General features: G+C 70.4%; 22 protein-coding genes and 1 tRNA gene. 17 read left to right on the forward strand and 6 right to left on the reverse strand.

Annotated elements, in window-relative coordinates; all coding sequences use genetic code 11:
• Positions 1-3 precede the first annotated feature (3 nt).
• The 14 genes from ACTOQ1_RS17100 (at position 4) to ACTOQ1_RS17165 (ending at position 12,335) form a co-directional block, all read left to right on the forward strand.
• On the forward strand, positions 4-948 hold the full coding sequence (locus tag ACTOQ1_RS17100; protein WP_440068218.1) for a MazG family protein: 945 nt from the start codon (positions 4-6) through the stop codon (positions 946-948).
• Positions 949-1,212: 264 nt separating this feature from the next.
• Positions 1,213-2,490, forward strand: a complete 1,278-nt coding sequence (gene eno / locus ACTOQ1_RS17105) for a phosphopyruvate hydratase (RefSeq protein WP_350971782.1) — start codon at positions 1,213-1,215, stop codon at positions 2,488-2,490.
• Positions 2,491-2,720: 230 nt separating this feature from the next.
• The gene (locus ACTOQ1_RS17110) at positions 2,721-3,131 is read left to right on the forward strand and encodes an FtsB family cell division protein (RefSeq protein ID WP_362684919.1); all 411 of its coding nucleotides are present in this window, start codon (positions 2,721-2,723) and stop codon (positions 3,129-3,131) included.
• Positions 3,132-3,171: 40 nt separating this feature from the next.
• A complete protein-coding gene (locus ACTOQ1_RS17115; protein WP_440068220.1) occupies positions 3,172-3,720 on the forward strand; it encodes a DUF501 domain-containing protein in 549 nt (182 codons plus the stop codon).
• Positions 3,717-4,676: a Ppx/GppA phosphatase family protein gene (locus tag ACTOQ1_RS17120; RefSeq protein WP_440068222.1), complete on the forward strand. Its 960-nt coding sequence runs from the start codon at positions 3,717-3,719 to the stop codon at positions 4,674-4,676. The genes ACTOQ1_RS17115 and ACTOQ1_RS17120 overlap by 4 nt, the downstream gene beginning before the upstream one ends.
• A 231-nt stretch (positions 4,677-4,907) precedes the next feature.
• Positions 4,908-5,990, forward strand: a complete 1,083-nt coding sequence (locus ACTOQ1_RS17125; protein WP_440068224.1) for a hypothetical protein — start codon at positions 4,908-4,910, stop codon at positions 5,988-5,990.
• Positions 5,991-6,191: 201 nt separating this feature from the next.
• Positions 6,192-6,992 carry a uracil-DNA glycosylase gene (locus tag ACTOQ1_RS17130; protein ID WP_440068226.1) on the forward strand — a complete coding sequence of 267 codons (801 nt, stop codon included), beginning with the start codon at positions 6,192-6,194 and terminating at the stop codon, positions 6,990-6,992.
• 147 nt (positions 6,993-7,139) lie between these two features.
• Positions 7,140-8,480 (forward strand): NAD(P)/FAD-dependent oxidoreductase, encoded by a 1,341-nt coding sequence (locus ACTOQ1_RS17135; protein ID WP_440068228.1) that lies wholly within the window; start codon positions 7,140-7,142, stop codon positions 8,478-8,480.
• A 203-nt stretch (positions 8,481-8,683) separates the two neighbouring features.
• Positions 8,684-8,756: transfer RNA gene (locus tag ACTOQ1_RS17140), tRNA-Leu, on the forward strand.
• A 356-nt stretch (positions 8,757-9,112) separates the two neighbouring features.
• Positions 9,113-9,991 carry a helix-turn-helix domain-containing protein gene (locus ACTOQ1_RS17145; RefSeq protein WP_440068230.1) on the forward strand — a complete coding sequence of 293 codons (879 nt, stop codon included), beginning with the start codon at positions 9,113-9,115 and terminating at the stop codon, positions 9,989-9,991.
• A 133-nt stretch (positions 9,992-10,124) separates the two neighbouring features.
• A complete protein-coding gene (locus tag ACTOQ1_RS17150) occupies positions 10,125-10,508 on the forward strand; it encodes a winged helix-turn-helix transcriptional regulator (RefSeq protein WP_440068231.1) in 384 nt (127 codons plus the stop codon).
• A 147-nt stretch (positions 10,509-10,655) separates the two neighbouring features.
• Positions 10,656-11,441, forward strand: a complete 786-nt coding sequence (locus tag ACTOQ1_RS17155; RefSeq protein ID WP_362684943.1) for a Bax inhibitor-1/YccA family protein — start codon at positions 10,656-10,658, stop codon at positions 11,439-11,441.
• Positions 11,442-11,627: 186 nt separating this feature from the next.
• Entirely contained in the window at positions 11,628-11,855 is a 228-nt protein-coding gene (locus ACTOQ1_RS17160) for a DUF4287 domain-containing protein (protein WP_329093696.1), read from the forward strand.
• 69 nt (positions 11,856-11,924) lie between these two features.
• A complete protein-coding gene (locus ACTOQ1_RS17165; RefSeq protein ID WP_440068234.1) occupies positions 11,925-12,335 on the forward strand; it encodes a PPOX class F420-dependent oxidoreductase in 411 nt (136 codons plus the stop codon).
• Between the two features lie 82 nt (positions 12,336-12,417).
• On the opposite strand, the gene ACTOQ1_RS17170 is transcribed toward ACTOQ1_RS17165, so the two are convergent.
• The 3 genes from ACTOQ1_RS17170 to ACTOQ1_RS17180 form a co-directional block, all read right to left on the reverse strand.
• Complete coding sequence (locus ACTOQ1_RS17170) at positions 12,418-13,638, reverse strand: acetyl-CoA C-acetyltransferase (protein WP_440068235.1); 1,221 nt, start codon at positions 13,636-13,638, stop codon at positions 12,418-12,420.
• 149 nt (positions 13,639-13,787) lie between these two features.
• Positions 13,788-15,131, reverse strand: coding sequence for an outer membrane protein assembly factor BamB family protein (locus ACTOQ1_RS17175; protein ID WP_440068237.1), 1,344 nt, complete (start codon positions 15,129-15,131; stop codon positions 13,788-13,790).
• A 59-nt stretch (positions 15,132-15,190) separates the two neighbouring features.
• Positions 15,191-16,165 (reverse strand): SGNH/GDSL hydrolase family protein, encoded by a 975-nt coding sequence (locus ACTOQ1_RS17180; RefSeq protein ID WP_440068239.1) that lies wholly within the window; start codon positions 16,163-16,165, stop codon positions 15,191-15,193.
• 133 nt (positions 16,166-16,298) lie between these two features.
• Here ACTOQ1_RS17180 and ACTOQ1_RS17185 point away from each other — a divergent pair, with 133 nt between their 5' ends.
• Entirely contained in the window at positions 16,299-17,669 is a 1,371-nt protein-coding gene (locus ACTOQ1_RS17185; RefSeq protein ID WP_440068241.1) for a cystathionine beta-synthase, read from the forward strand.
• 138 nt (positions 17,670-17,807) lie between these two features.
• On the opposite strand, the gene ACTOQ1_RS17190 is transcribed toward ACTOQ1_RS17185, so the two are convergent.
• Positions 17,808-19,094: a sensor histidine kinase gene (locus ACTOQ1_RS17190; protein WP_440068243.1), complete on the reverse strand. Its 1,287-nt coding sequence runs from the start codon at positions 19,092-19,094 to the stop codon at positions 17,808-17,810.
• 327 nt (positions 19,095-19,421) lie between these two features.
• On the opposite strand from ACTOQ1_RS17190, the gene ACTOQ1_RS17195 reads away from it, so the two are divergent.
• The gene (locus ACTOQ1_RS17195; RefSeq protein WP_440068245.1) at positions 19,422-20,561 is read left to right on the forward strand and encodes a cystathionine gamma-synthase; all 1,140 of its coding nucleotides are present in this window, start codon (positions 19,422-19,424) and stop codon (positions 20,559-20,561) included.
• Between the two features lie 147 nt (positions 20,562-20,708).
• Here ACTOQ1_RS17195 and ACTOQ1_RS17200 read toward each other — a convergent pair whose 3' ends face one another.
• Positions 20,709-21,134 carry a hypothetical protein gene (locus ACTOQ1_RS17200; RefSeq protein ID WP_440068247.1) on the reverse strand — a complete coding sequence of 142 codons (426 nt, stop codon included), beginning with the start codon at positions 21,132-21,134 and terminating at the stop codon, positions 20,709-20,711.
• A gap of 437 nt (positions 21,135-21,571) precedes the next feature.
• Here ACTOQ1_RS17200 and ACTOQ1_RS17205 point away from each other — a divergent pair, with 437 nt between their 5' ends.
• On the forward strand, positions 21,572-21,994 hold the full coding sequence (locus ACTOQ1_RS17205) for a DUF6292 family protein (RefSeq protein ID WP_440068249.1): 423 nt from the start codon (positions 21,572-21,574) through the stop codon (positions 21,992-21,994).
• A 13-nt stretch (positions 21,995-22,007) separates the two neighbouring features.
• Here ACTOQ1_RS17205 and ACTOQ1_RS17210 read toward each other — a convergent pair whose 3' ends face one another.
• Positions 22,008-23,954: a vWA domain-containing protein gene (locus ACTOQ1_RS17210; protein WP_440068250.1), complete on the reverse strand. Its 1,947-nt coding sequence runs from the start codon at positions 23,952-23,954 to the stop codon at positions 22,008-22,010.
• Positions 23,955-23,961 lie beyond the last annotated feature (7 nt).

The raw sequence follows: 23,961 nt of genomic DNA on the forward strand, positions 1-23,961 counted from the left end.
GGCATGCCGCTGATCGTCGTCACCACCTCGCCCCGGGTCGCCCCGGGGCTGCTCAGCCGCCGCGCGTGGCGGGTCCTCGAGGAGGGCCCGGTGCGCACCGGGTCCGCGGACCACCCGCACCTGCCCTACCTGGCCGAAGCCGGGATCGACGTCGAGGTGGTCGTCCCGGACCCGGCCGCGCTGGTCCGTGAGGCCGGGTCGGCGACCGTCGTGTGGCTGGAGGCCGACGAGGCGCTGATGCGCTCCATCGGCTACGCCGCCGTGGCGCTCGACGACCCGCCGGTGATCGAGGTCGTGCCGGGCTCGTACGACCTGCCGGGCGCCCGGCTGCTCGACCTGGTCTCGGTGATGGACCGCCTGCGGGTCGAGTGCCCGTGGGACGCCCGCCAGACCCACGAGTCCCTCGCCCCGTACCTCATCGAGGAGGCCTACGAGGTGCTGGAGACCATCGAGGAGGGCGACCACACCGCGCTGCGCGAGGAGCTGGGAGACCTGCTGCTGCAGGTGGCCTTCCACGCGCGGGTCGCGAGCGATCGGCCCGACGGGTTCGACGTCGACGACGTGGCCGAGGGGATCGTCGCCAAGCTCGTCCGCCGCCACCCGCACGTCTTCGCCGACACCCGGGTGGAGGGGGCGGGCGAGGTCAGCGCCAACTGGGAGACCATCAAGGCCGCCGAGCGGGCGGCCAAGAACGGCGGCGACCCGGGCTCGGCGGTCGACGGCGTCCCGATGGGCCAGCCCGCGCTCTCCCTGGCCGCGCAGCTCCTGCGCCGCGCCGAGCGCGCCGGAGCTCCCGCGACCCTCCCCGAGGGGGTTCCCGCCGACGGCCTGGGGGCCAGGCTCTTCGAGCTCGTACGGCAGGCGGGGGAGGCCGGGCTCGACCCGGAGGCCGAGCTGCGCGCGGTGGCCCGCGCCTACCGCGACCAGGTCCGCACCCAGCCGCTCTGAGGCCGCTCTGGGCCGTTCTGAGGGCGCTCCGAGGGCGCTCCGAGGGCGCTCCGAGGTTCGCGGGGCCCGGCCCGGACCCCGAGGCGAGGCCGGGCGCTCCGCCGACCTGGAGCGGTGCGCGGCCGGGTCGTCTCCCCGCCCCTGCCGGGCGACCCCTTGCGGACTCTTTACGATCATCGTTCGGAAACGTCCCGGACGCCGTACCGGTAAGTAGGTCTCGGTAGGCTTCTGAGGCAAACTGTCCTGCGACTTTAGGAGCGCTTCGTGGCTTCCATCGAGGGCGTCACCGCCCGAGAGATCCTTGACTCCCGGGGCAACCCGACGGTCGAGGTCGACATCCTCCTGGACGACGGCAGCCAGGGGCGTGCCGCGGTTCCCAGCGGCGCGTCCACCGGCCAGTTCGAGGCCGTCGAGCTGCGTGACGGCGACGAGCGTTACGGCGGCAAGGGGGTCGAGAAGGCCGTTCTCGGCGTGACCGACGAGATCGCCGACGAGATCCTCGGGTTCGACGCCGCCGAGCAGCGCAGCATCGACCAGGTCATGATCGATCTGGACGGCACCCCCAACAAGGCCCGCCTGGGCGCCAACGCGATCCTGGGCGTCTCGCTCGCCGTGGCCAAGGCCGCCGCGGAGAGCGCCGAGCTGCCGCTCTTCCGCTACCTCGGCGGGCCGAACGCGCACGTGCTGCCGGTGCCGATGATGAACATCCTGAACGGCGGCGCGCACGCCGACAGCAACGTCGACATCCAGGAGTTCATGATCGCCCCGATCGGGGCGGAGACGTTCCGCGAGGCCGTGCGCATGGGCACCGAGGTCTACCACGCCCTCAAGTCCGTGCTGAAGGAGAAGGGCTACGCCACCGGCCTCGGCGACGAGGGCGGCTTCGCGCCGAGCCTGCCCTCCAACCGAGACGCGCTCGACCTGATCCTGGTCGCCATCGAGAAGGCCGGGTACGTCGCGGGCGAGGACATCGGGCTCGCCCTCGACGTGGCCGCCTCCGAGTTCCACTCGGACGGCGTCTACACCATCGACGGCAAGGGCCTGTCCGCCGCCGAGCTGATCGCCTTCTACGAGGACCTGGTCGCGAACTACCCGCTGGTCTCCATCGAGGACCCGCTGGACGAGAGCGACTGGGAGGGCTGGAACGCCATCACCCGCGCCCTGGGCGACAAGGTCCAGCTGGTCGGCGACGACCTGTTCGTGACGAACCCGGAGCGCCTGGGCCGCGGCATCGCCGAGGGCACCGCCAACGCGCTGCTGGTCAAGGTCAACCAGATCGGCACCCTGACCGAGACCCTCGACGCCGTGGACCTGGCCCACCGCAGCGGGTACCGCTGCATGATGAGCCACCGTTCCGGCGAGACCGAGGACACCACGATCGCCGACCTCGCCGTGGCCACCAACTGCGGCCAGATCAAGACCGGCGCCCCGGCCCGCTCCGACCGGGTGGCCAAGTACAACCAGTTGCTCCGCATCGAGGAGCTTCTGGACGACGCGGCCCGTTACGCGGGTCGCGCCGCCTTCCCGCGCTTCCGGCGGTAGTTTCGTCTGGCGGCTCGCGCCCGCCCGGGCGCGAGCCGCACCGCCGGCCACACCGCGTACGGACGCCGATCTCCCCGCCCCAGCCCGGGCGAGGGGGCACCGGCGCGGAGAGGCCGACACAAGGGACCGATACCGGATCGACGCGGGGAGATCGGTCCCCGCCGGTGTCGCGTCCACCGCGCGGGGCACGGTGGACGACGCCACGAGAGCGTGGAGACGGAGGAGGGCGCATGGCGACACGGCCGCAGCTGACGGGACGGGCCGCGGTGCTCGCGATCGTGGTGTGCGCGATCGCGATGAGCCTCGCCTACCCCATCAGGGAGTACGTCGCCCAGCGCCGCCAGATCGCCCAGCTGGAGCAGGAGAAGGCCAGGGAGATCGCCGCGATCAAAGCCCTGGACGACCGCGCCAAGCAGCTTCTCGACCCCGGCTTCATCAAGCGGCAGGGCAGGGAGCGCCTTTTCTACTGCGACCCCGGGCAGAAGTGCTACGTCGTCATGGGAGGCTCTCCCTCGCCGGGCAAGGGCACGGCCGGCGAGCGGAAGGCCGTCGCCAGGCCACCGTGGTACGAGACGCTGTGGGACTCGGTCAAGGCCGCCGACAGCGGCAGGGGGCAGAAGGCGGCCAAGGCCGCCGGGTGACGCCGATACCCTGGGTGTCGTCTTTCAGGGGGTGTCACGAATGGTTGATGATCGCGACGTGGCGGCGGTGGAGCGACAGCTCGGCCGGGCGCCGCGAGGACTGCGCGCGGTGGCGCACCGCTGCCCGTGCGGGCTTCCCGACGTCGTCGAGACCGCCCCGAGACTGCCCGACGGATCGCCCTTCCCGACCCTGTTCTACCTGACCTGCCCCCGGGCCGCCTCGGCCATCGGCACGCTGGAGACCTCGGGGCTGATGCGGGACATGCAGGCCAGGCTCGCCGGCGATCCGGAGCTGGCCGAGGCGTACCGGGCCGCCCACGACGACTACGTGGCGCGCCGCGACAGGGCGGCCGCCGAGGACGGCCTGGAGCCGCTGCCCCGCGACATGCAGAGCACCGGGGGCATGCCCACCCGGGTGAAGTGCCTGCACGCCCTGGTCGGGCACGAGCTGGCGGTTCCGGGGAGCAACCCCTTCGGCCGCGAGGCCCTCGACGCGCTCGGCGACTGGTGGTCCGCCGGGCCGTGCGTCGCCCGGGACGTGACACCGTGTGCCCAAGCCGCGGCACCGACCACGAAGGAGACCGAGTGATCCGCGTCGCCGCGATCGACTGTGGCACCAACTCCGTCCGTCTGCTCGTCACCGACATCGGCAGGGACAGGCTGATCGACCTGGAGCGCCGGATGGAGATCGTCCGGTTGGGCCAGGGGGTCGACGAGACCGGCAGGCTCGCGCCTGAGGCCCTGGAGCGCACGTTCGCCGCGATGCGCGGCTACGCCGGCCTCATCGACCGGCACGGGGCCTCCGCGGTCCGCGTGGTCGCCACCAGCGCGACGAGGGACGCCGCCAACCGGCAGGACTTCGTCGACGGCGTGCGCGACATCTTCGGGGTCGAGCCCGAGGTGATCACCGGCGCGGAGGAGGCGGAACTCTCGTTCGCAGGGGCCACCCGCGACCTGGTGCGGTTCTCGTACGAGACGGGCCTGCCCGCCCCCGACGGCACCCGCCCGCCGTACCTCGTGGTCGACATCGGCGGCGGCTCGACCGAGTTCGTGCTCGGTTCGACACACGTGGAGGCCGCGCTGTCGGTCGACATCGGGTGCGTCCGGCTGACCGAGCGCCACCTGCGCGACGCGGGTGACCCTCCGTCGGCGGAGGCGATCGAGGCGATGACCGCCGACATCGACGACGCGCTCGACCGGGTCGCGGCCGAGGTGCCCGTGGAGCGGGCGCTGACGATGGTCGGGCTCGCCGGATCCGTCACCACCGTCGCCGGAATAGCGCTCGACCTGCCGGAATACGATCCGGAGAAAATTCACCACTCGCGAATTTCCGCAGGTCAAGTACATGACATCGCCGAGCGGTTGCTTGGAATGACCGTTGAACGCCGGGCGGCGATTCCCCTCATGCATCCCGGAAGGGTCGACGTGATCGGGGCGGGCGCGCTCATCCTGGACCGGATAGTGACCCGGTACGGCTTCGGCGATGTCGTCGCCAGTGAGCACGACATCCTCGACGGCATCGCGTGGTCGCTCGCCGATTCATAACAAGACCTAGACATTTCACCTGTTTAGGGAGTATTGAGGAAAGCTTCCCGTTTATGGTTAGGTAAAGAAGCTTTAGCGAGGCTTTGCCGTGGGGCCCGGCACAGCTGTTGTCGGCGCGGCAACCGTCTCCCGAGCGATCTTGCCTCCCAACGAACGGAGCATCCCCTCATGAAGTCCGGACTAGCAAGCAAGCTAGCCGCAGCAGGAGCCAGCGCGGCCATGCTGGCAACCATGGCAGTAGGCATGCTGGCCACGCCCGCAGCGGCGGCCAGTGGATCGAGCCAGGCGGGGAAGGTGGCCTCGGCCGCCGCCAAGCCGAGGCCCGCCGTCTTTGCCGGCACCCCCAAGGCCTCCCCCGCGAAGTACGCGGGTGAGTGCCCCGTCAACGTGACCTTCTCCTCGAAGATCAAGGTGAAGGCCGTCAAGAGCAAGACCACGGTCGCCTACCGGTGGCTGCGTGGAGACGGCTCCAAGAGCAAGGTGAAGTCCTTCACCTTCCGCGGCAAGGGCGTCAAGAGCTTCACGGTCAAGGAGAAGGCCACCTTCAAGGGCAACGTCAAGGGCTGGCAGGCCATCCAGGTCCTTGCCCCGCGCGGCGTGAAGTCCTCGAAGGGCTACTTCTCGGTCGCCTGTGGTTCCGGCGAGGACAAGCACGAGATCATCAACCCCCGCGTCGGCGCTCAGGTGTGGGTCGACGAGGGCAACTGCAAGGCTGTCCTGGTCGGTCGCATCCACGCCTCCGGCGTCCGCTGGGTGCACTACCGCTGGGTCGTCAACGGCCACGTCGTCGACCGTGACTCCGTCCGCGTCGACGGCTCGCGCAAGGTCTTCCACGTGATCAGGCCCCGTGACGACTTCAGGGGCTGGGCCTCGCTGCAGATCGTCGGCCCGGTGGAGGCCTCCTCCAACCGCGCCTACTTCAAGATCTGGTGCAAGGACACGTCGCCGAAGGTCTGGGCCTCCGTCGACGCTCCGGCCGCCTACGAGGGCACCTGCCCGACGACCCGTACGTTCAGCGCCGTGCTCAGCGCGAGTGGTCGCACCACCGTGAAGTACCGCTGGATCCGCGACGGTGTGGCGGGCGACTGGAAGCACGCCTACTTCAGCGGTCACGGCCCGCAGCGTGAGCGGGTGTTCGACAGCTGGACCGCCTCGGTCTCCGGCGAGTCCAGGCGCGCGATCGACATCGCCGGTGGCCCGACCACCGGCACCGCGGTGGCCAAGGTCGTCTGCAAGGTCGCTCCGACCCCCACGCCGACCCCCACCCCCACCCCCACTCCCACCCCGACCGCCACGGCTACCACCACCGCCTGATGGCACGGTAGGTCGAGGTAGCGTGCCCGGCGGCTGACGCCGGGCCGCGTCCCGAGTGAGACGAGAGGCGGCGCCCGCATCCAGCGGGCGCCGCCTCTCGCGTTTCCGCGCCCGTCCTGCGGAGTGCGCGTTCCGGAGACCGTGCGGCGCGAGCGACGGGGTGTGGACCTCGTGGTCTCCCGCGTCGGGCACCATCGAGGGATGACCCACGTTCCTCCCGGATCCGGCTGGCCCGACGATCCCGCCCGTCCCGACACCCCGGTCGCGCACGACCCCGCCGAGGTGCGGAAACTCGCGGGGGAGAGCCGTACCCTCGCGGAGCTCACGGCCGCGCAGTCGGTCTGCCGGGCCTGCCCGCGCCTGGTGGAGTGGCGTGAGGAGGTGGCGACGGTCAAAAGGCGGGCGTTCGCCGAGGAGACCTACTGGGGCCGGCCCATCGCCGGGTGGGGCGACGAGAGGCCCGAGATCCTCATCGTCGGGCTGGCACCGGCGGCGCACGGCGGCAACAGGACCGGGAGGATCTTCACCGGCGACCGCAGCGGCGACTGGCTGTTCGCCTCGCTGTACCGGACGGGCCTGGCCGTACAGGAGACCAGCCTTCGCGCGGGGGACGGCCAGCGGCTCATCGGCGCGCGGATGGTGGCGGCGGTCCGGTGCGCTCCCCCCGCCAACAAGCCCGAGCCCGCCGAGCGGTCCGCATGCTTCCCCTGGCTGTCCCGCGAGGTCGCCCTGGTCTCGGCGGACGTACGGGTGGTCGTCGCGCTCGGAGGCTTCGCCTGGCAGGCGATTTGGCCCGCGCTGAAGGACGCCGGGTACGCCCTGCCGCGGCCGAGACCGCCCTTCGGGCACGGCGCGGAGGTGGAGATCACCTCCCCCCTGGGAAGTTCCGCACATCTTCTCGGCTGCTATCACCCCAGCCAGCAGAACACCTTCACCGGCCGGGTGACCGCGCGGATGCTCGACGATCTCTTCACCAGGGCGAACGCGCTTCGCGGCTTGTGAACTCGATCACAAAGAGAAGATCAGCAGGAATTCTGTTGAGAAGAGTGGGTGTTTCTAGCCGGTAGCGGAAATTCTGGTCAGATTGCCACATGAGCGGCTGGCGCGATCGGAGGCCCGAGCGTATGCTTGTGAAAGGTTTCACAAGCTATGAAACTTAAGGATGGCGTCGAAGTGAACCGCAACTCCAAGCACATCGTGGTCGTCGGTGGAGGCTACGTCGGCCTTTACACCGTGCTGCGCCTGCAGCACACCCTCCGCAAGGAACTCCGCGAAGGAAGCGTGCGCATCACCGTCCTGACCCCCGAATCCCACATGACCTACCAGCCCTTCCTCCCCGAGGCCGCCGCGGGAAACCTCTCGCCCCGGCACGTGGTCGTCCCGCTCCGCCGCGTGCTCTCGAAGGCGACGATCCTCAACGGCAGGGTCTCCAAGGTCAACCACGCGGCCAAGTCCGTCACCTTCGCCCCCAACGTCGGCACACCGCACGAGATCGACTACGACATCGTGGTCATGGCCGCCGGATCGATCTCCCGTACGCTCCCCATCCCCGGCCTGGCCGACGCCGCGATCGGTTTCAAGACGGTCGGCGAGGCGATCGCGCTGCGCAACCGGGTGCTCGAGCTCCTCGACCGGGCCGAGAGCGACGAGGACGAGGCCCTGCGCAGGCGTGCCCTGACCTTCGTCGTGATCGGCGGGGGTTTCGCGGGCGTCGAGGCGCTCGCCGAGCTGGAGGACATGGCGGTCGACGCCACCCGCTACTACCGGAACATCTCCCGCGAGGACATGCGCTGGATCCTCGTCGAGGCCACCGACCGCATCCTCCCCGAGGTCGGCCCCGAGATGGGCGCGTGGACCGCCGAGCAGCTGCGCGAGCGCGGCATCGAGGTCAAGATGAACACCCGCCTCGAGTCCTGCGAAGGCGGCCTGGTCAAGCTCTCCGACGGCGAGGAGTTCGAGGCCGCCACCATCGTGTGGACCGCGGGGGTGAAGCCCAGCCCGGTCGTGAACGCCGGGGACCTGCCGCTCGACGAGCGCGGCCGGATCAAGACGACCTCCCGCCTGACCGTGGCCGGCGTCGAGGACGCCTACTCGGCCGGAGACGTGGCGGGGGTGCCCGACCTGACCAACCCCGGCCAGTACTGCGCGCCCAACGCGCAGCACGCCGTGCGGCAGGCCAAGGTCCTGGCGGACAACATCACCCGGAGCCTGCGCGGGCGGGAGCTCGCCGACTACCGGCACAGGTATGTCGGCTCCGTCGCCGGTCTGGGCCTGCACAAGGGCGTCGCCAACGTCTACGGGATCAAGCTGCGCGGGCTCGCCGCGTGGTTCATGCACCGCACCTACCACCTGTCGCGGGTGCCCACCGTCAACCGCAAGGTCCGTGTGACGGCCGACTGGACCCTGGCGCTCTTCTTCAAGCGCGAGACCGTCTCTTTGGGGGAGATCGAGGAGCCGCGCACGGAGTTCCGCGCCGCGGCGACGAACTGAACCCCCGCCCCGCAGGGCGGAACCGACTCCCGAACCCGGCGGTGGGCGACGAGGCCCACCTCCGGGTTCGCCGTTCCCCGCGGTGTGCTATTCCTTGACCGGGCCCCTCCGAAGCCGAGGCGATCCACGGGTTTCCAATGAAAGTGATGCGACGGTTGCCTTGAGCAGTTACGCATGAGTGGTCCGTTACGTATGATTACGGCGCCCCCGTAGCCCAATGGCAGAGGCAAACCCCTTAAAAGGGTTCGAGTGAGGGTTCGAGTCCCTCCGGGGGCACTCATGACGATCTGCCGGACAAGGCCCATGACCAGTGAAAACCGGGTCGTGGGCCTTTCCTCGTTTATCCGGCCGTCCATGACCGGTGCCGAACGGCCACGGCCGTCCACCCCAAATGCGTCCGCGAAACTTTTGGTTACCCAAATGTGATCGGTTTTCCCGGGCGCGTTCGGGATTCGCCACCGGGCGAGGAGCCCCCGCATCCCGGCGCCCTTCGCGTGGAGGGAGGTGGACGGGCGGGGGTACGGCGCCGCCGTGGCCCGCCCGCTCGGTGATCTCGGCGGCGGGCGCACCGGCGGGAGCCGGACACCCCACCGCGTTTCCCCTCCTGGCAGGTCTGACCGTAACTTGGAAATATGGACGGTAAAAATACCCTCGGGGAGTTTCTCCGTGCTCGACGCGAGGTCACGACCGTCGACCAGGTGGGACTGCCGCGGACCCGTCGCCGGACACCCGGACTGCGCCGGGACGAGGTCGCGATGCTGGCCGACGTGAGTACCGACTACTACATCCGTCTGGAACAGGGGCGGGAGCGCAATCCGTCGGTCCGGGTGCTCGAAGCCCTGGCGCGGGTCTTCCAGCTCGGTCCCGAGGCGGTCGAACACCTTCACGATCTCGCGCACCGCAGGAGCCCCGGCCGCGAGCCGGTCGGCGGTTCCGACCGGTTGCGTCCGGCGGTGCGGCGGTTCATGGAGAGGTGTGATCACGCGGTCACGTTCGTGCTGAACCGCCGGCTCGACCTCCTCGCCAGGAATCCACTGGCCACCGTCCTTTACCGAGGAGTGGGCGGCTGCGACAACGCGCTGCGGCTGGCCTTCCTCAACCCCGTCGCACGCGAGTTCTACCTGAACTGGGAACAGCAGGCCCATGACCTGGTGGCCCACCTCCGCGCCATCGGGGGAACGGGCCACGCGGACCCGTTCGTGCTGGAACTGGTCGAGGATCTCTCACGGGGGAGCGAGGACTTCCGGAGGCTGTGGGCCCGCTACGACGTCCGTAGCAGGACGTACAGGTCCGTTCCGTATCGCCACGGCGAGGTCGGGGAGATGACTCTCAACTATGAGGTGTTCCGCGTCGGCGGTCTCGCGGGCCAGCAGCTCGTCGTCGGCCAGCCCGAGCCGGACGCCCCCTCGGAACGCGCTTTCGACGCGCTGAGAAGGCTCGCCGGAGTTGAGGGGACCCACCCGGCCGGCGACGAACGGCGAGCGGGGCGGGGGGCGACCCGTCTCCCGTGAAAGGGCGCGCGTCCCTGGGCGGGCACCGCGTCGCCCGTCAGACGGTCGGCCGGTGATCGGTGCGGATGCGGTCACGGTTCGATGTGCCGCCCGGCCTGGGATTCGGAAGGGTTCCAGGTATAAAATAGTAACCATGAGGGACGAGGCGAACCTGGAGCCCATGCTCCGGGCCAACGGGATCGCCCGCCAGGTGATCGGTCACATCGGGGACAAGTGGTCCCTGCTGGTGATCGCGGCGCTGGGGCCCGGGGCCCAGCGGTTCTCCCGGCTCAAGACGCGGATCGAGGGGATCAACCAGCGCATGCTGACCCGGACGCTGCGAGCACTGGAGCGCGACGGCATCGTCGAGCGCAACGTCTACCCGACCTCGCCGCCCACGGTGGAATACGTGCTCACCCGGATGGGGCGGGACCTGTCGGTGGCCGTGACCGGCATCTGCGAGTGGGCGCGCCGCAACCTCGACGAGGTCGAGGCGTCGCAGCGGCTTTTCGACGAGCGATCGGCGAAACAGATGTGAGGCCCGGGAACCGGGCGCGCTACCCGTTCGTTGACAACATCGGCGGTAGCCGTACGGTCACTTGGACAACATAGATATCGGCACGATACGGCCGTGTGACAACCGATCTAATACGCTGATCGCGTAGGTCGCAGCGTGGAGGCAGCGATGGAGAGCAAGAACCCCGTATTCAGTCGGCAGGCCAAGGGCCAGCAGCAAGGCTGGGGCGCGCCGACCCCCACCCCTGAGCAGCTTCAGGGCATGTACAACACGCCGTCATACGCGCCGCCCGCACAGCGGACGATGACGATCGACGACGTGGTCGTGCGTGGTTTCATCACCCTTGGCACGCTCGTCGTCTCGGCGGCGGTCGCCTGGGTGCTCAACCTCGGTATGGTCGCGGCGATCGCCGGTGTCATCGTCGGACTGATCCTCGCCCTGGTCATCTCGTTCAAGTCCAGCACCAACCCCGTGCTGATCCTCGGCTACTCGGTCGCCTACGGCGTCGCCGTCGGCGTGATCAGCCACGTCTACAACGATCTGTACAGCGGCATCGTCTTCCAGGCGGTGGTCGGCACGGCTCTGGCGTTCGCCGCCATGCTCACCGTTTACTCGCTGCGCATCATCCGCGTGACGCCGAAGTTCACCAAGTTCGTCGTGGCCGCGGGGCTGGGCCTGATGGGCCTCATGCTCATCAACCTGGTCGCCGGTTTCTTCATCGAGGACGGCATCGGCATCCGGTCGGGCGGCCCGCTGGCCTACGTGTTCAGCATCGCCACGATCCTCATCGGCTGCTTCTTCCTGCTCCTCGACTTCGACGAGGTCGAGCGCGGGGTGAAGAACGGCGCCCCGGAGAAGTACTCCTGGCTGATGGCCTTCGGCCTGACCGTCACCCTGGTCTGGATCTACCTGGAGATCCTGCGCCTGCTGAGCTACTTCTCGAGTAGCGACTGACGACAGCGCCGGGAGGCCCCGCCGGACACGTTCCGGCGGGGCCTCCCGTTTTTCTTGGCGGACACGTGAGTGAACGGAAGGCAACGGGGGATAGACGAACCGCGACGGAAGAGAGCATCTCGGGGCTTGCTATCTGGGCTTTCGTGATGCACTGTCGAGCAAAGGAGCCTATCCGTGGAGGTGCCCATGTCGTTGAACCACTCACTGGAGACGCAGAGCAAGCTGATCGCAAGGGTCCCGGACATCACGGGACGCGCACTCCCAGAGTGGTTCCAAGCAATCGACAACGGCCCGTCGTTCCTTCGCTGTGACGAGCGAGCCACCTGGCTCGCCGATGAGCACGGGCTGACCCACGGCTACGCCGCCGCCATTGTGCACGAGCACGAGCGGCATCGCCGTACCCGTTACCTGTAAGTCGCCTATCTTCGTGAAGCCCGCGCCACTTTCTGTGGTGCGGGCTTTGATGTGCGCCATGATGAGCGCATGGATCATGACAAGGCACGCGGATTCATCCGCGCCAACCACCGCGCGGTCATGCTGACCTCGCACGCCGACGGGCGCCCGCAACTCTCCCCGGTCACCGTGGGGCTCGACGCGGAGGGGAACGCGATCGTCAGCACCCGGGAGACCGCGGCGAAGGTGCGCAACCTCCGCAGGAACCCGCAGGTGTCGCTCTGCGTGACGACCGACGAGTTCTTCGGCGAGTGGATCCAGATCGACGGCGTGGCGGAGATCGTTTCTTTGCCCGAGGCGATGGATCTCCTGGTCGGCTACTACCGTGACATCTCCGGCGAGCACCCCGACTGGGACGACTACCGGGCCGCCATGGAGCGGGACCGGCGGGTGATCCTGAAGATCGCGATCACCCGCGCCGGCCCCGACGTGCACGGCTGACCGGCCGTCCCCGGCGAGGGGACGCCGCGGCCGGACATCGGGGTCTCCGATCGCCCGGCCGGGTTCAGCGGGTCCGGCTGTCTCAGCTGAGGCGTTCCAGAACCATCGCCATGCCCTGACCGCCGCCGACGCACATGGTCTCCAGGCCGATCGACCTGTCGTGGAAGGCGAGGCTGTTGATCAGCGTGGAGGTGATGCGGGCACCGGTCATCCCGAAGGGGTGGCCGACCGCGATGGCGCCGCCGTTGACGTTGAGCCGGTCGAGGTCGATCCCGAGGTCCTGGTAGGACGGGATGACCTGGGCGGCGAACGCCTCGTTGATCTCGACGAGGTCCACGTCGCCGATGGCCATGCCCGCCCTGGCCAGGGCCTGCTTCGAGGCCTCGACCGGGCCCAGGCCCATGATCTCGGGGGACAGGCCGGTCACCCCGGTGGAGACGATCCGGGCGAGCGGGGTGACGCCGAGCTCGGCGGCCTTGGTGTCGCTCATCACGATCACGGCGGCGGCGCCGTCGTTCAGCGGGCAGCAGTTGCCCGCGGTGACGGTGCCGTCCGGCCGGAAGACCGGCTTGAGCTGGGAGACCGCCTCGTAGGTGGTCCCTGCCCGGGGGCCGTCGTCCTTGCTCACCACGGTCCCGTCGGGCAGGGTCACCGGGGTGATGTCCCTCTCCCAGAAGCCGTTGGCGATGGCCTTCTCCGCCAGGTTCTGGGAGCGGACGCCGAACTCGTCCTGCTCCTGCCGGGAGACGCCCTTCAGCCCGGCGAGGTTCTCCGCCGTCTGGCCCATCGCCACGTAGACGTCGGGCACCTGGCCGTCCTCGCGCGGGTCGTGCCAGACCCCCTTGCCGCCCTCGGCGGCACTGAGCGAGCGGGCGTGGGCCTCGCCGAACAGCGGGTTCATCGTGTCGGGCAGCGAGTCGGAACTGCCCTTGCCGAAGCGGGAGACGCACTCCACGCCCGCGGAGACGAACACGTCGCCCTCGCCGGCCCTGATCGCGTGCAGGGCCATCCGGGTGGTCTGCAGCGAGGACGAGCAGTAGCGGGTCACGGTGGTGCCCGGCACGTTGTCCAGGCCGAGCAGGGTGGCGACCACCCGGCCCATGTTGAAGCCCTGCTCGCCGCCCGGCAGGCCGCAGCCCAGCATGAGGTCGTCGATCGTGGTCGGGTCGAGCTGGGGGACCTTGGCAAGCGCGGCCTGGATGATCTGTACGGTCAGGTCGTCGGGGCGGATGTCCTTGAGGGACCCCTTGAAGGCGCGTCCGATGGGCGAGCGCGCGGTCGCGACGATGACTGCCTCGGGCATGTGGCTCTCCTGGGTTCGTGTCTGCTCCTCCAGCGGAGCGTACCGCGCGGTATGCCCGAAGCCACGCCCAGGGGGCGGTGTAACAGAACTTTGTACGGGAAGCACAAGGCCCCCTCCCGCCCGGGGGCGGGAGGGGGCCCGGCCACGAATCAGCCGTACATGCCGGGGGAGGTGCCGTCGCCGTCCTTGATCCCGTGGAGGCCGCCCTTCTCGTCACGCCACATCCGCCAGCCGTTCTGGCTGCCGGTGAACCACAGGGGCGGGGCGCCCGAGCCGGACACCCGCGTGCCGTCGGCGAGCCTGAACTGGCACAGCGAGGCCACCGAGTAGAAGCCGGAGTTCTGGCCCTTGAGCGCGAGTGGCTTGGGATCAGTCACGCAGAAGGACCAGGCCCGCTCGTCCTTGACGTCGGCGTTGCGGCCGGTGGGCAGGTCGAAGACGTTGCCCGGCTTGCCGTGCCGCAGGAAGCCGACCTTCTCCATCCGGGTCGGGAAGGCCAGCCACCAGCCCGACTCGGGAACCTGCTCGGCGGAGATCTGGCCGAGGACCCGGCCGCTGTCGGCCTCCAGCCGGGCGAACCCGCCGTAGCGGCCCTCCTGGTCGACCGGGCGGACCACCGGCGCGAAGCCGGGGCTGCCACTGGGGTAGACGCGGACCACCGACGGGCGCATCCAGTTGACCGTGCCGTCGGCGAGCTTGACGGAGAACAGGCCGAAGGCGGAGACCTTGCTCGTCTTCGGATTGGTGTAGGGGGCGACGTATCCGACGAGGTTTCCCGCGGTCGCGCCGAAGGACCAGCCTCCCGACAGGTCCACCCCGGCGCCGAGGGGCTGCTCGACGGGAACCCGCCAGATGGCCTTGCCCGTCTTCAGGTCGCGCGCCTCCAGGACGGGGTGGCGGGCCAGGCGGAGGAACACCACGCGCGAGGCGTCGGACCACTCGGCCTCGGCGATGCCGGGGATCTTCCACATGACCTTGCCGGTCACCGGATCGAGGACGACGACGCGGGCGCTCGCGAGCGCGGTGTTCTCGGGCACGCACACGAACGCCCCGCACCGCTGCGGGCCGAAGGTGGAGTGCACCGGGCGGCTCCACTTGCGCGTCCCGGTCCTGCCGTCGAGGCCGACGAGCGTGGCCTTCCAGCGGCCCCGCCTGGCGGGGTCGATCGTCACCGCGACGGACTGTCCCGCGGAGGTCTCGACGATCGCGGGGGCGGGCACCCCCATCCCCGGCAGGCGGCCCGCCATGGTCGAGGGATGGGCCCACAGCCTCCTGCCGGTGGCCAGGTCGAGGGCCACCGTCTCCAGCGTGCCGTCGGGCTTCATGGAGGTCGTCGTGGCGACGCCACCGGCGGTGGTGGTGCGGCTGACCGCGTTCATCTCGGTGTTGTGCCAGGTGGGATGGTCCGGGGTGGCCGCTTCTGTGCCGGAGCAGCCGCCCAGGGCCAGAGCTCCGGCGAGCACCAGGGCCGGTTTCGCGAGGGGCCGGATCACGGGTATTCCACTCCAATGCGGGCGAGGCGTTACGGCTTCGCAGCGGAGGGTGACCGTGTTCAGGCGTCGTTGGGCCGCATCCCCGGCCTGCGGCCGAGCATGGTCACCCACCGTCCGTGAGGTCCGGTCGCTCGTCCGGCGACACGGGTCGCGGAGACCTCGGCGCCGGGCTCCTCCGCGGCCTGGGCCGCCGCGAGGTAGATCGACTCAGTGCGCCGGGCCCGGGGCTCGGGCCAGAGTTCCAACGCACTGCATACGGAAGGTAGCACCGCGTAAGCAATCTGGAGATAACCTTGAGCAGATGGGTGATAACGATCAAGGCCGAACATCTCCGCGGGGTTCGTGTCGAACTCCTGTCCCAGCAGGTCCGCGAAGGCCACCGTCCGCCCGCCCGCCTCGACCACGGCGACGGTCTGCGCGGCGGCCAGCTGGCGGCTCCACCGCCGTGTCACCCAGCGGAGCGGCTGCGCGATCGGCCGGACCGTGCCGAGGTCGGGGCAGGTGCCCACGACCACCTCCGCCCCCGCCTTCCGCAGCCGCCTGACCGCCTTCTGCAGATGCCGTACGGCGTGGGCGGGCCTGCTCTGCGAGGTGACGTCGTTGGCCCCGACGAAGATGACCGCGATCTCGGGACGGGCCCTCAGTGCCGTGTCCACCTGCTCGCCCAGCTCCGCGGAGGTCGCTCCCGACCTGCCCGCGACGGTCAGCCGCACCGGCCGCTCGGCGATCACGGCCAGCCCGTGGGCGATCAGCACGGCGGGCGTCTCCGCCGGGTCGGAGGTGCCCAGGCCGACGGAGATGGAATCTCCGAGCATGGCCATCCTGAGCGGCTCGCCGCCGAACGCCCCGTACACGCCGTCCGACGGCGGCCCCTCCATGCCGTGCGGGCGGCCGACGGCGCGGCGGGCCACCAGTGCCTCGGCCAGCAGCAGGCCGTAGGTCGCCGCGCCGAGCGCGGTGAGGCCCCCTCCGCCCAGCGCGGCCGCCGCGGCGATGCGGCGGGCGGTCCTCGCCACTCCCGGTGTCCAGATCACGTGGCGTCGCTCCCTCCGTACAGGGCGGTAGCGTTGCCCTTGGCAACACAGCCGAGTCCCCGCCACCCCCATGGGATCACGGCGACCACAACAACAAGCCGACCAGGCTTTGGTATTTCGAGGTGATATCCCGGTGCGCGTACATGACTCGCTCGTCGAGCTGATGGGCAACACCCCTCTCGTCCGGCTGCACAAGGTGACGGAGGGCATCTCCGCCCAGGTGCTCGCGAAGGTGGAGTACTTCAACCCGGGGGGATCGGTGAAGGACCGCATCGCGGTCCGGATGATCGACGCCGCCGAGCGTTCGGGGGAGCTGCGCCCGGGGGGCACGATCGTGGAGCCCACCTCGGGCAACACCGGGATCGGCCTCGCCATCGTGGCCCAGCAGCGGGGATACCGCTGCCTGTTCGTGGTGCCGGACAAGGTGGCCCAGGACAAGATCTCGGTTCTGCGCGCCTACGGCGCCGAGGTCGTGGTCTGCCCGACCGCGGTCGCTCCCGATCACCCCGACTCCTACTACTCCGTCTCCGACCGGCTGGCCAGGGAGACGCCGAACGCCTGGAAGCCGGACCAGTACTCCAACCCGCACAACACCGAGAGCCACTACCACTCCACGGGCCCGGAGGTCTGGGAGCAGACCGAGGGCAGGATCACCCACTTCGTGGCGGGTGTCGGCACCGGCGGCACGATCAGCGGCACCGGCCGCTACCTCAAGGAGGTCTCCGGCGGCCGGGTCAAGGTCATCGGAGCCGACCCGGAGGGCTCGGTCTACTCCGGGGGCACCGGGCGCCCGTACCTGGTGGAGGGGGTCGGCGAGGACATCTGGCCGGCCAACTACGACACCACGATCTGCGACGAGGTCATCGCGATCTCCGACAGGGACTCCTTCAACATGACCCGCCGCCTGGCCCGCGAGGAGGCGCTGCTGGTGGGCGGCTCCTGCGGCATGGCGACGGTCGCGGCGCTGCGCGTGGCCGAGCGGGCCGGGCCGGACGACGTGATCGTGGTGCTGCTGCCCGACGGCGGCCGGGGCTACCTGTCGAAGATCTTCAACGACGAGTGGATGGCCGACTACGGCTTCCTGACCACCTCCAGCGAGGAGGGCCTGGTCAAGGACGTGCTGACCCAGAAGCGCTCCGGCATGCCGGAGTTCGTGCACACCCACCCGCACGAGTCGGTCGACACGGCCATCTCGATCATGCGCGAGTACGGCGTGTCGCAGCTTCCGGTGATGAAGGAGGAGCCGCCGGTCATGGCCGCCGAGGTGGTCGGCTCGATCCTGGAGCGCGACCTGCTCGACGCCCTGTACCGGGGCCGGGTGCGGCCGACCGACCCGCTGGCCGCCCACATGTCGCAGCCGCTGCCGACGATCGGCGCGGGGGAGCCGGTCTCCATCGCCGTCGAGGCGCTGGAGAAGGCCGACGCCGCGGTCGTCCTCGACGACGGCAAGCCCGTCGGCCTGATCACCCGCCAGGACCTGCTGGCCTTCCTCGCCAACCGCTAGCCGTGCTCCCGGCCGGGTCCCCCGGCCCTCAGGCCCCCGGCTCTCGGCTCTCGGAGACGCGGGGGTCTTCCGGCTCCGCGCCGCCGGGGGATCCGAGGGTTTCCAGCGGGAGGTCTCCCGGGGCGGGGGCCTCCGGGGTCAGAGGGGGAACTCCGCCATCACCTCCCAGGCCCCGGAGGGGGTGGGCCCGGCCATGAGGCGGCCGCCGAGCGCCTCGACGCGCTCGGCCATGCCCACCAGGCCGAAGCCGCCACCGAGGCGGGAGATCCTGACGTCGGCCGCCGAGCCGTAGTTGCGCACCCGCAGCCGTACGGCGCCCCCGGTGGCCGAGGCGCCGCCCACGCCCGCGCCGGTCGAGGTGCTCGCGGAGACGTAGGCGGCACGCCGGCTTCGCGGGTCCTGGCCGTTCCTCGTCCTGGCGCGCACGCTCTCGGCCCACGCGCGCAGGCCGGATCCGTCGGTGAGCCTCAGGTCCGCCTCGACCCAGCCGGTGCCCGGGGCGTGCCTGCGGACGTTGGTCAGCGACTCCTGGAGGACCCGGTGGAGGGTGGTCATCACCTCCTGGGCCACGGTGTCGTCGGTGATGCCCTGGCCGATGTCGAAGGTGACCTGGGGACCCGCGGCGGAGAAGCGCTCGACCATCGTGCGCATGTCCATGAGGGTGCTGCCCGGTGAGCGGGCCGCCTGGTCCTCCGCGCGCAGCACGCTGACCAGGCGGCGCATCGAGGTCAGCGCGTCGGCCCCGGCGTTGGCGATCGCCTCCAGGGAGGGGACCACGGCCTCCGGCTTCTGCTCGGCGACGACCTTGGCGGCCTGCGCCTGCACCACGATCCCGGTGATGTGGTGGGCGACCAGGTCGTGCAGCTCCCTGGCCAGTTCCAGGCGCTCGGACCGCCGCACCGTGTCGACGGCCTCCCGGCGGCGCTCCAGCTGGAAGCGGAGGTAGGCGCCGATCCCGGCGGCGAAGGACCAGCAGACGAAGAGCAGGAAGCCGACGGCTATCGCCGGCTCCGGGCCCATGGAGTTCAGGCGGGCGGTGGAGGCTTCGAGCACGACCATCGTCGCGAGGGAGAGCAGCGCGGCCCGCCGTACCGGCTCGATCGCGCGCAGCCCGCCGACGGTGAGGACCAGCAGCGACCCGATCTCGGCCGCGCCGGGGCTGCCGTCGCCGTCGGTGATCCCGATGAGCAGAGAGGACAGGAACGACACCGTCAGCAGGGTGACGAGCCCGCCGATCCGCCGGCGGCGGCGGCGCACCACCGCCACGACGCCCACCAGGCCGCACACGGGGCTCAGCAGTATCGCCGGGTTGGGGCCGTTCGTCGCCGCGACCACGTCGATCAGCAGGAGCAGGACAAGCCAGCCGATCAACGCTATCTCGCTGAGGCGTTTGACCCAGTAGACCAACCGGCTCGTTTCTCCCACGGTCCCCGAGCCTAGGCCTCGGGGAGGAGATGTCATATCGGCCGTTCGGCCGAACCGTCCCCGCCGGGACCGGCTCTTCAGCGGAGGCGGCGGCGGGAGCCCGTGACCGATCCTTGAGAGGTCGAAGGGGGAAAGAGATGACCATCATCGGGATCGTGCTGCTGGTCGCGGGGCTCGTGGTCGGCGCGGCCCTGACGCTCGCCGACCCGCTCCTGCTCTCGCGGATCAGCGGGGAGCGCGTCGAGTAGGCCGAGTAGGTGGCGCAGGGCCGTGAGGAGCGGCTCCCACGGCCCTGGGACCCCCGCTGCTGCGAGTAGCGTTGACCCCATGAACCATGGATTCGAGACGCTGGCCATCCACGCAGGTCAGGAGCCCGACCCCTACACCGGGGCCGTGGTGCCGCCGATCTACGCGGTGTCCACCTACAAGCAGGACGGCGTGGGCGGGTTGCGCGCCGGATACGAGTACAGCCGGTCGGCCAACCCGACCAGGACCGCGCTGGAGGAGGCCATGGCCGCCGTCGAGGGCGGCAGCCGTGGCCTGGCCTTCGCCTCGGGCCTGGCGGCCGAGGACACGGTGCTCCGTACGATCTGCAGGCCGGGTGACCACGTGATCATCCCGAACGACGCCTACGGCGGCACCTACCGCCTGTTCGCGAAGGTCCACGAGCGCTGGGGGCTGCACTACGACCCGGCGCCGCTGGGCGACCTGGCGGCGGTGGCGGCCGCCGTGACCCAGAAGACCAAGATCATTTGGGTGGAGACGCCCACCAACCCGCTGCTCGGCATCGCGGACATCGCGGCCCTGGCCCAGCTCGCGACCGAGTGCGGCGCGCTGCTGGTGGTGGACAACACCTTCGCCTCCCCGTACCTGCAGCAGCCGCTGGCGCTGGGCGCGGACGTCGTGGTGCACTCGACCACCAAGTACGTGGGCGGCCACTCCGACGTGGTCGGCGGCGCGCTCGTCGCGCGGGACGCCGGGCTGGGCGAGGAGCTCGCCTACCACCAGAACGCGATGGGCGCGGTGGCCGGGCCGTTCGACGCCTGGCTGACGCTGCGCGGCCTCAAGACGCTCGGCGTGAGGATGGACCGTCACTGCGACAACGCCGAGCGGGTGGTGGACCTGCTGCTCGCCCATCCGCGGGTGACCTCGGTGCTCTACCCGGGCCTGGCCGACCACCCCGGCCACGAGGTGGCGGCCAAGCAGATGAAGCGTTTCGGCGGCATGGTCTCCTTCCGCGTCGCCGGAGGCGAGGCCGAGGCGGTCGAGCTGTGCGACCGGACCAAGCTGTTCACCCTGGGCGAGTCGCTCGGCGGCGTGGAGTCGCTGATCGAGCACCCGGGCCGGATGACCCACGCCTCCGTGGCGGGCTCGCCGCTTGAGGTTCCCGGCGACCTGGTACGCCTGTCGGTCGGCATCGAGTCGATCGACGACCTGCTGGCCGACCTCACCCAGGCGCTGGGGTAGCGACGGGCACGGGGAGGCGCAGGGAGGCTCCGGCCGGGCCGTCGCGACGGGCCTGGCACGGGCCTGAGGGGGCCGGGCGGCCGCCGTCCGACAGGGCCGGGGGGCCCGGGGATGGGCTCTGACCGAGCCGCGGGGCGGCCGGGCGGCTCAGACCGGGTCGCCCCAGACCATCAGCACCAGGATGACCATCCAGATCAGCACGATCACACCGGAGAGTGCGGCGATCCGGCCCACCTGCACCTTGGCGTCGTCGTCCGGGTTCTCGCTGGCGAGGACCCGGATGGCGGTGCTCTGGTCCCGGTCCACCATGATCAGCAGTACCGCGGCGACGATGAAGAGCGTCATGGACACCGACAGGTACGGCTTTCCGAGAAATTCGCGGCCCAGCAGCAGCCCGAACAGGAAGACCCCGATGGACGCGAAACCGTAGAGACGCGTGGTCTTGTGCAGATAACGCAGGACGCCGACGTTCTTGGCGCGGATGAATCTGGGAGTGGACATCGTGGCGGCGGTGATCGGCCCCAGAGCGAAGATCGCAAAACCGATGTGCAGCCAGAGCAGCAGGTCTGTCATGCGCCAGACATTAGTATCCGGTGATCTCGTCTGGGTACGGCTCGCGCGGGTCACTCACCTTCGGTGGTGTCGTTCCTGTCGCGCGTGGGCGGGACCATGCACAACTCGAAACAGACGCAGACGATGAGCATCAGCGCCACGAGAACTCCCGCGAGCATCGGGCTCACTTCCTCCCCTTTCGAGAACCGTGTTTTTCCATTACTGGGTAGACGGCGTTTGTTTCGGGGTGGTTGTTACGGAAGGGTCACGGTTGAGGGGGGCGATGTCCGGCGTACGAGATTTTCGATCTTCGCATTCCGCTCGGAGCACGTCCGCGGGGTTAGTAGGATCGTGGGCGAGCTCGTTCCCGTGTGATGAGACCGGCGGCGGTGAAGTCGCGGTCGTGCCGGGCGGGCGTTCCATCGGACAGAGTAAGACGGCACAAGGGAGTGCCCGCCGTGGGTGTCAAACATGTCGAGCCGTACACCGAGGAGTGGCGGGAGCAGCCGTCCCGCTACGCCCGCCTCGTCGTCGAGGCGCTGGGCGACCAGGTCGAGAGCTGGTGGCAGGGGCCCTGCGACCCGCGCACCGTCACCATCCGCCTGATCGACGGCGACGCGCTGGTCTGGGACGAGGAGAGCGGCTGGCGCCGTGGCCGCTACGCGAGCGGCGACCCCGCGACCCCCACGGTCCTCACCGGCGACCGCTATCTCGGCGGCGGCCTCCTGCTCTCCCCCGAGCGGGTCCCCTCCGCGATCGCCGACGCCCGCGCGGGCGTCGGCAACAGCACGGCGTGGCGGCCCTGCTACCGCTCCCACCGCCACCACCGCGACGGCTTCGATCTGGCGCTCGACGGCTACGTCGCCTACGTCAACGCCTGATCCCTCACAGGGCTCAGCGGGTGCGGCGGGACCGCAGGAAGTCGCTGACGACGTACTCTCCCAGGCGGTCGGCGCCGGGGGAGAAGACCCGGCCGCCGTTGCGGCGCCCGACCTCGTTCACGAAATCCTTCAGGCGCTCGTCGTCGGCGAGCATGAAGACGTTGAGCGTCGCCCTGCGCCGGGTCATCTTGTCGACCTCGGCGAGGGTCAGCTCCAGCGTCTCCTGGGTGGGCGGCCACTCGAAGGCCGCCGAGCCGTTGCGCCGCAGGTGGGCGGTGGGCTCACCGTCGGTGACCACGAGCACGACCGGCTCGAAGTCGGGGTGGCGGTCCAGGTGGCGTCCGGCGATCAGCAGGGCGTGGTGCAGGTTCGTCCCCTGCACCATGTCCCACTCCAGCCCCGCCAGTTCGTCGGGCTGCAGCACCCGGGCGTAGTTGGAGAAGCCGATGATCTGCACGGAGTCCTGGGGGAACTTCGAGGCCACCAGCGCCTGCAGCGCCATCGCCGTCTGCTTGGCGGCGGCCCAGGTGCCGCGCAGCGCCATCGAGTAGGACAGGTCGACCAGCAGGCACACCGCGGCCGCCGTGCGCCGCTCGGTCTCGGCCACCTCGAAGTCGTCGACCGACAGGGTCACCGTGCCGCCGCTCCCGCCGCGCCGGACGCCGTTGATCACCGTGCGGACCACGTCGATCGGCTGCTCGTCGCCGAACCGCCAGGGCCGGGTGGAGCCGGTGAGCTCACCGGCCGAGCCCGCGTCCACCTGGTCGTGGTCGCCGCGGCGCCCGCTCTCCAGGGAGGCGAAGACGCGACGCAGCGCGGTCTCTCCCAGCCGCCGTACGGCCTTGGGGGTGAGCTCCAGCTTGCCGCGCCGGCGCAGGAGGTAGCCCTGCTGCTCCAGCTCGCGCTCGATCTGCTTGAGCGCCTCCAGGTCGTCGACGGCCGACCGGCCCAGGGCGCGCCGGATCGCGGCCTCGTCGATGTCGTCCATGCGGGCGCCGGGGTAGTCCTGGCGGAGCGCGGCCTCCAGCTGGGTCAGGTCGGCGAGCTCGTCCAGCGCGCTCACGGCGTCGGACATCCCCATCGGCTCGTTGCCGCTCAGCCGCTCCGGGGTGTTCCAGGCCAGGTCGGGGCGGCGGGCGTAGAGGGATTCGCCCAGGCGGCGCATCTGCTCGTCCAGCCCGGCCTGCTGGAGGGTCTGCTCGATCAGCTGGTCGAGCTCCTCACGCTGGGCCGGGGTCAGGGAGGCCAGCAGGCGCTGGGTGGCCGCGGCCCGCCGGGCCAGGGCGTCGACCAGTTCCTCCAGGTTCCGCGGCGACTCCGGGAACATGTCCCCATATTTCGACATGAACTGCTCGAAGTCGGCCTGGGTGTGCTCGCCCCGGGAATCCCGGTCGAGCATGTCGTTCAGATCGGACATCATCTCCCTGACCCGCTCCATGGCGGCCGGGTCGGGGTTGGCCAGAGACTGCCGCATGCCGCGGAACTGGCTGTCGAGCACCTCCCTGCGCAGCAGGTCGCGCAGTTCCTCGAAGGTCCGCTGTGCGGCGGCCGAGCGCCACCGGTAGGTGCCCAGCTCCCGGATGGCGCTCGCCGTGTCGTCGGGGAGGGCGGCCAGCTCCGCCTCGCGCAGCCGGGCCTCGTCCGAGGGATCGGGGAACAGCTCGGCCCGCTCCTGGCCGATCGCCTTGTCCAGCAGCGCCCTGGCCCGCTCCAGCGTGCCGTCGAGACGGCCGCGCTCGCGCAGCTCGCGGCGCCGCCGCCGCACCTCGCGGAGAAGATCCTCAAGGCCGCGACGGTCCTGCGCGCCCGGCAGGCCCTCCTTGAGCAGGTCGCGCAGGGCGTGCGCGGGATTGGAACCGGACAGGATCGCGTCGCCCATCCGGTCCAGCGCCGAACGGACGTCGTACGGCGGGGCGAGCGGGTCGGGCCCGTCCCGGTACTCGCCATAGCGATAGCTCATGCAGACA

Origin of the sequence: Streptosporangium sp. OZ121, from assembly GCF_051918885.1 — a bacterium.
Taxonomy (GTDB): domain Bacteria; phylum Actinomycetota; class Actinomycetes; order Streptosporangiales; family Streptosporangiaceae; genus Streptosporangium.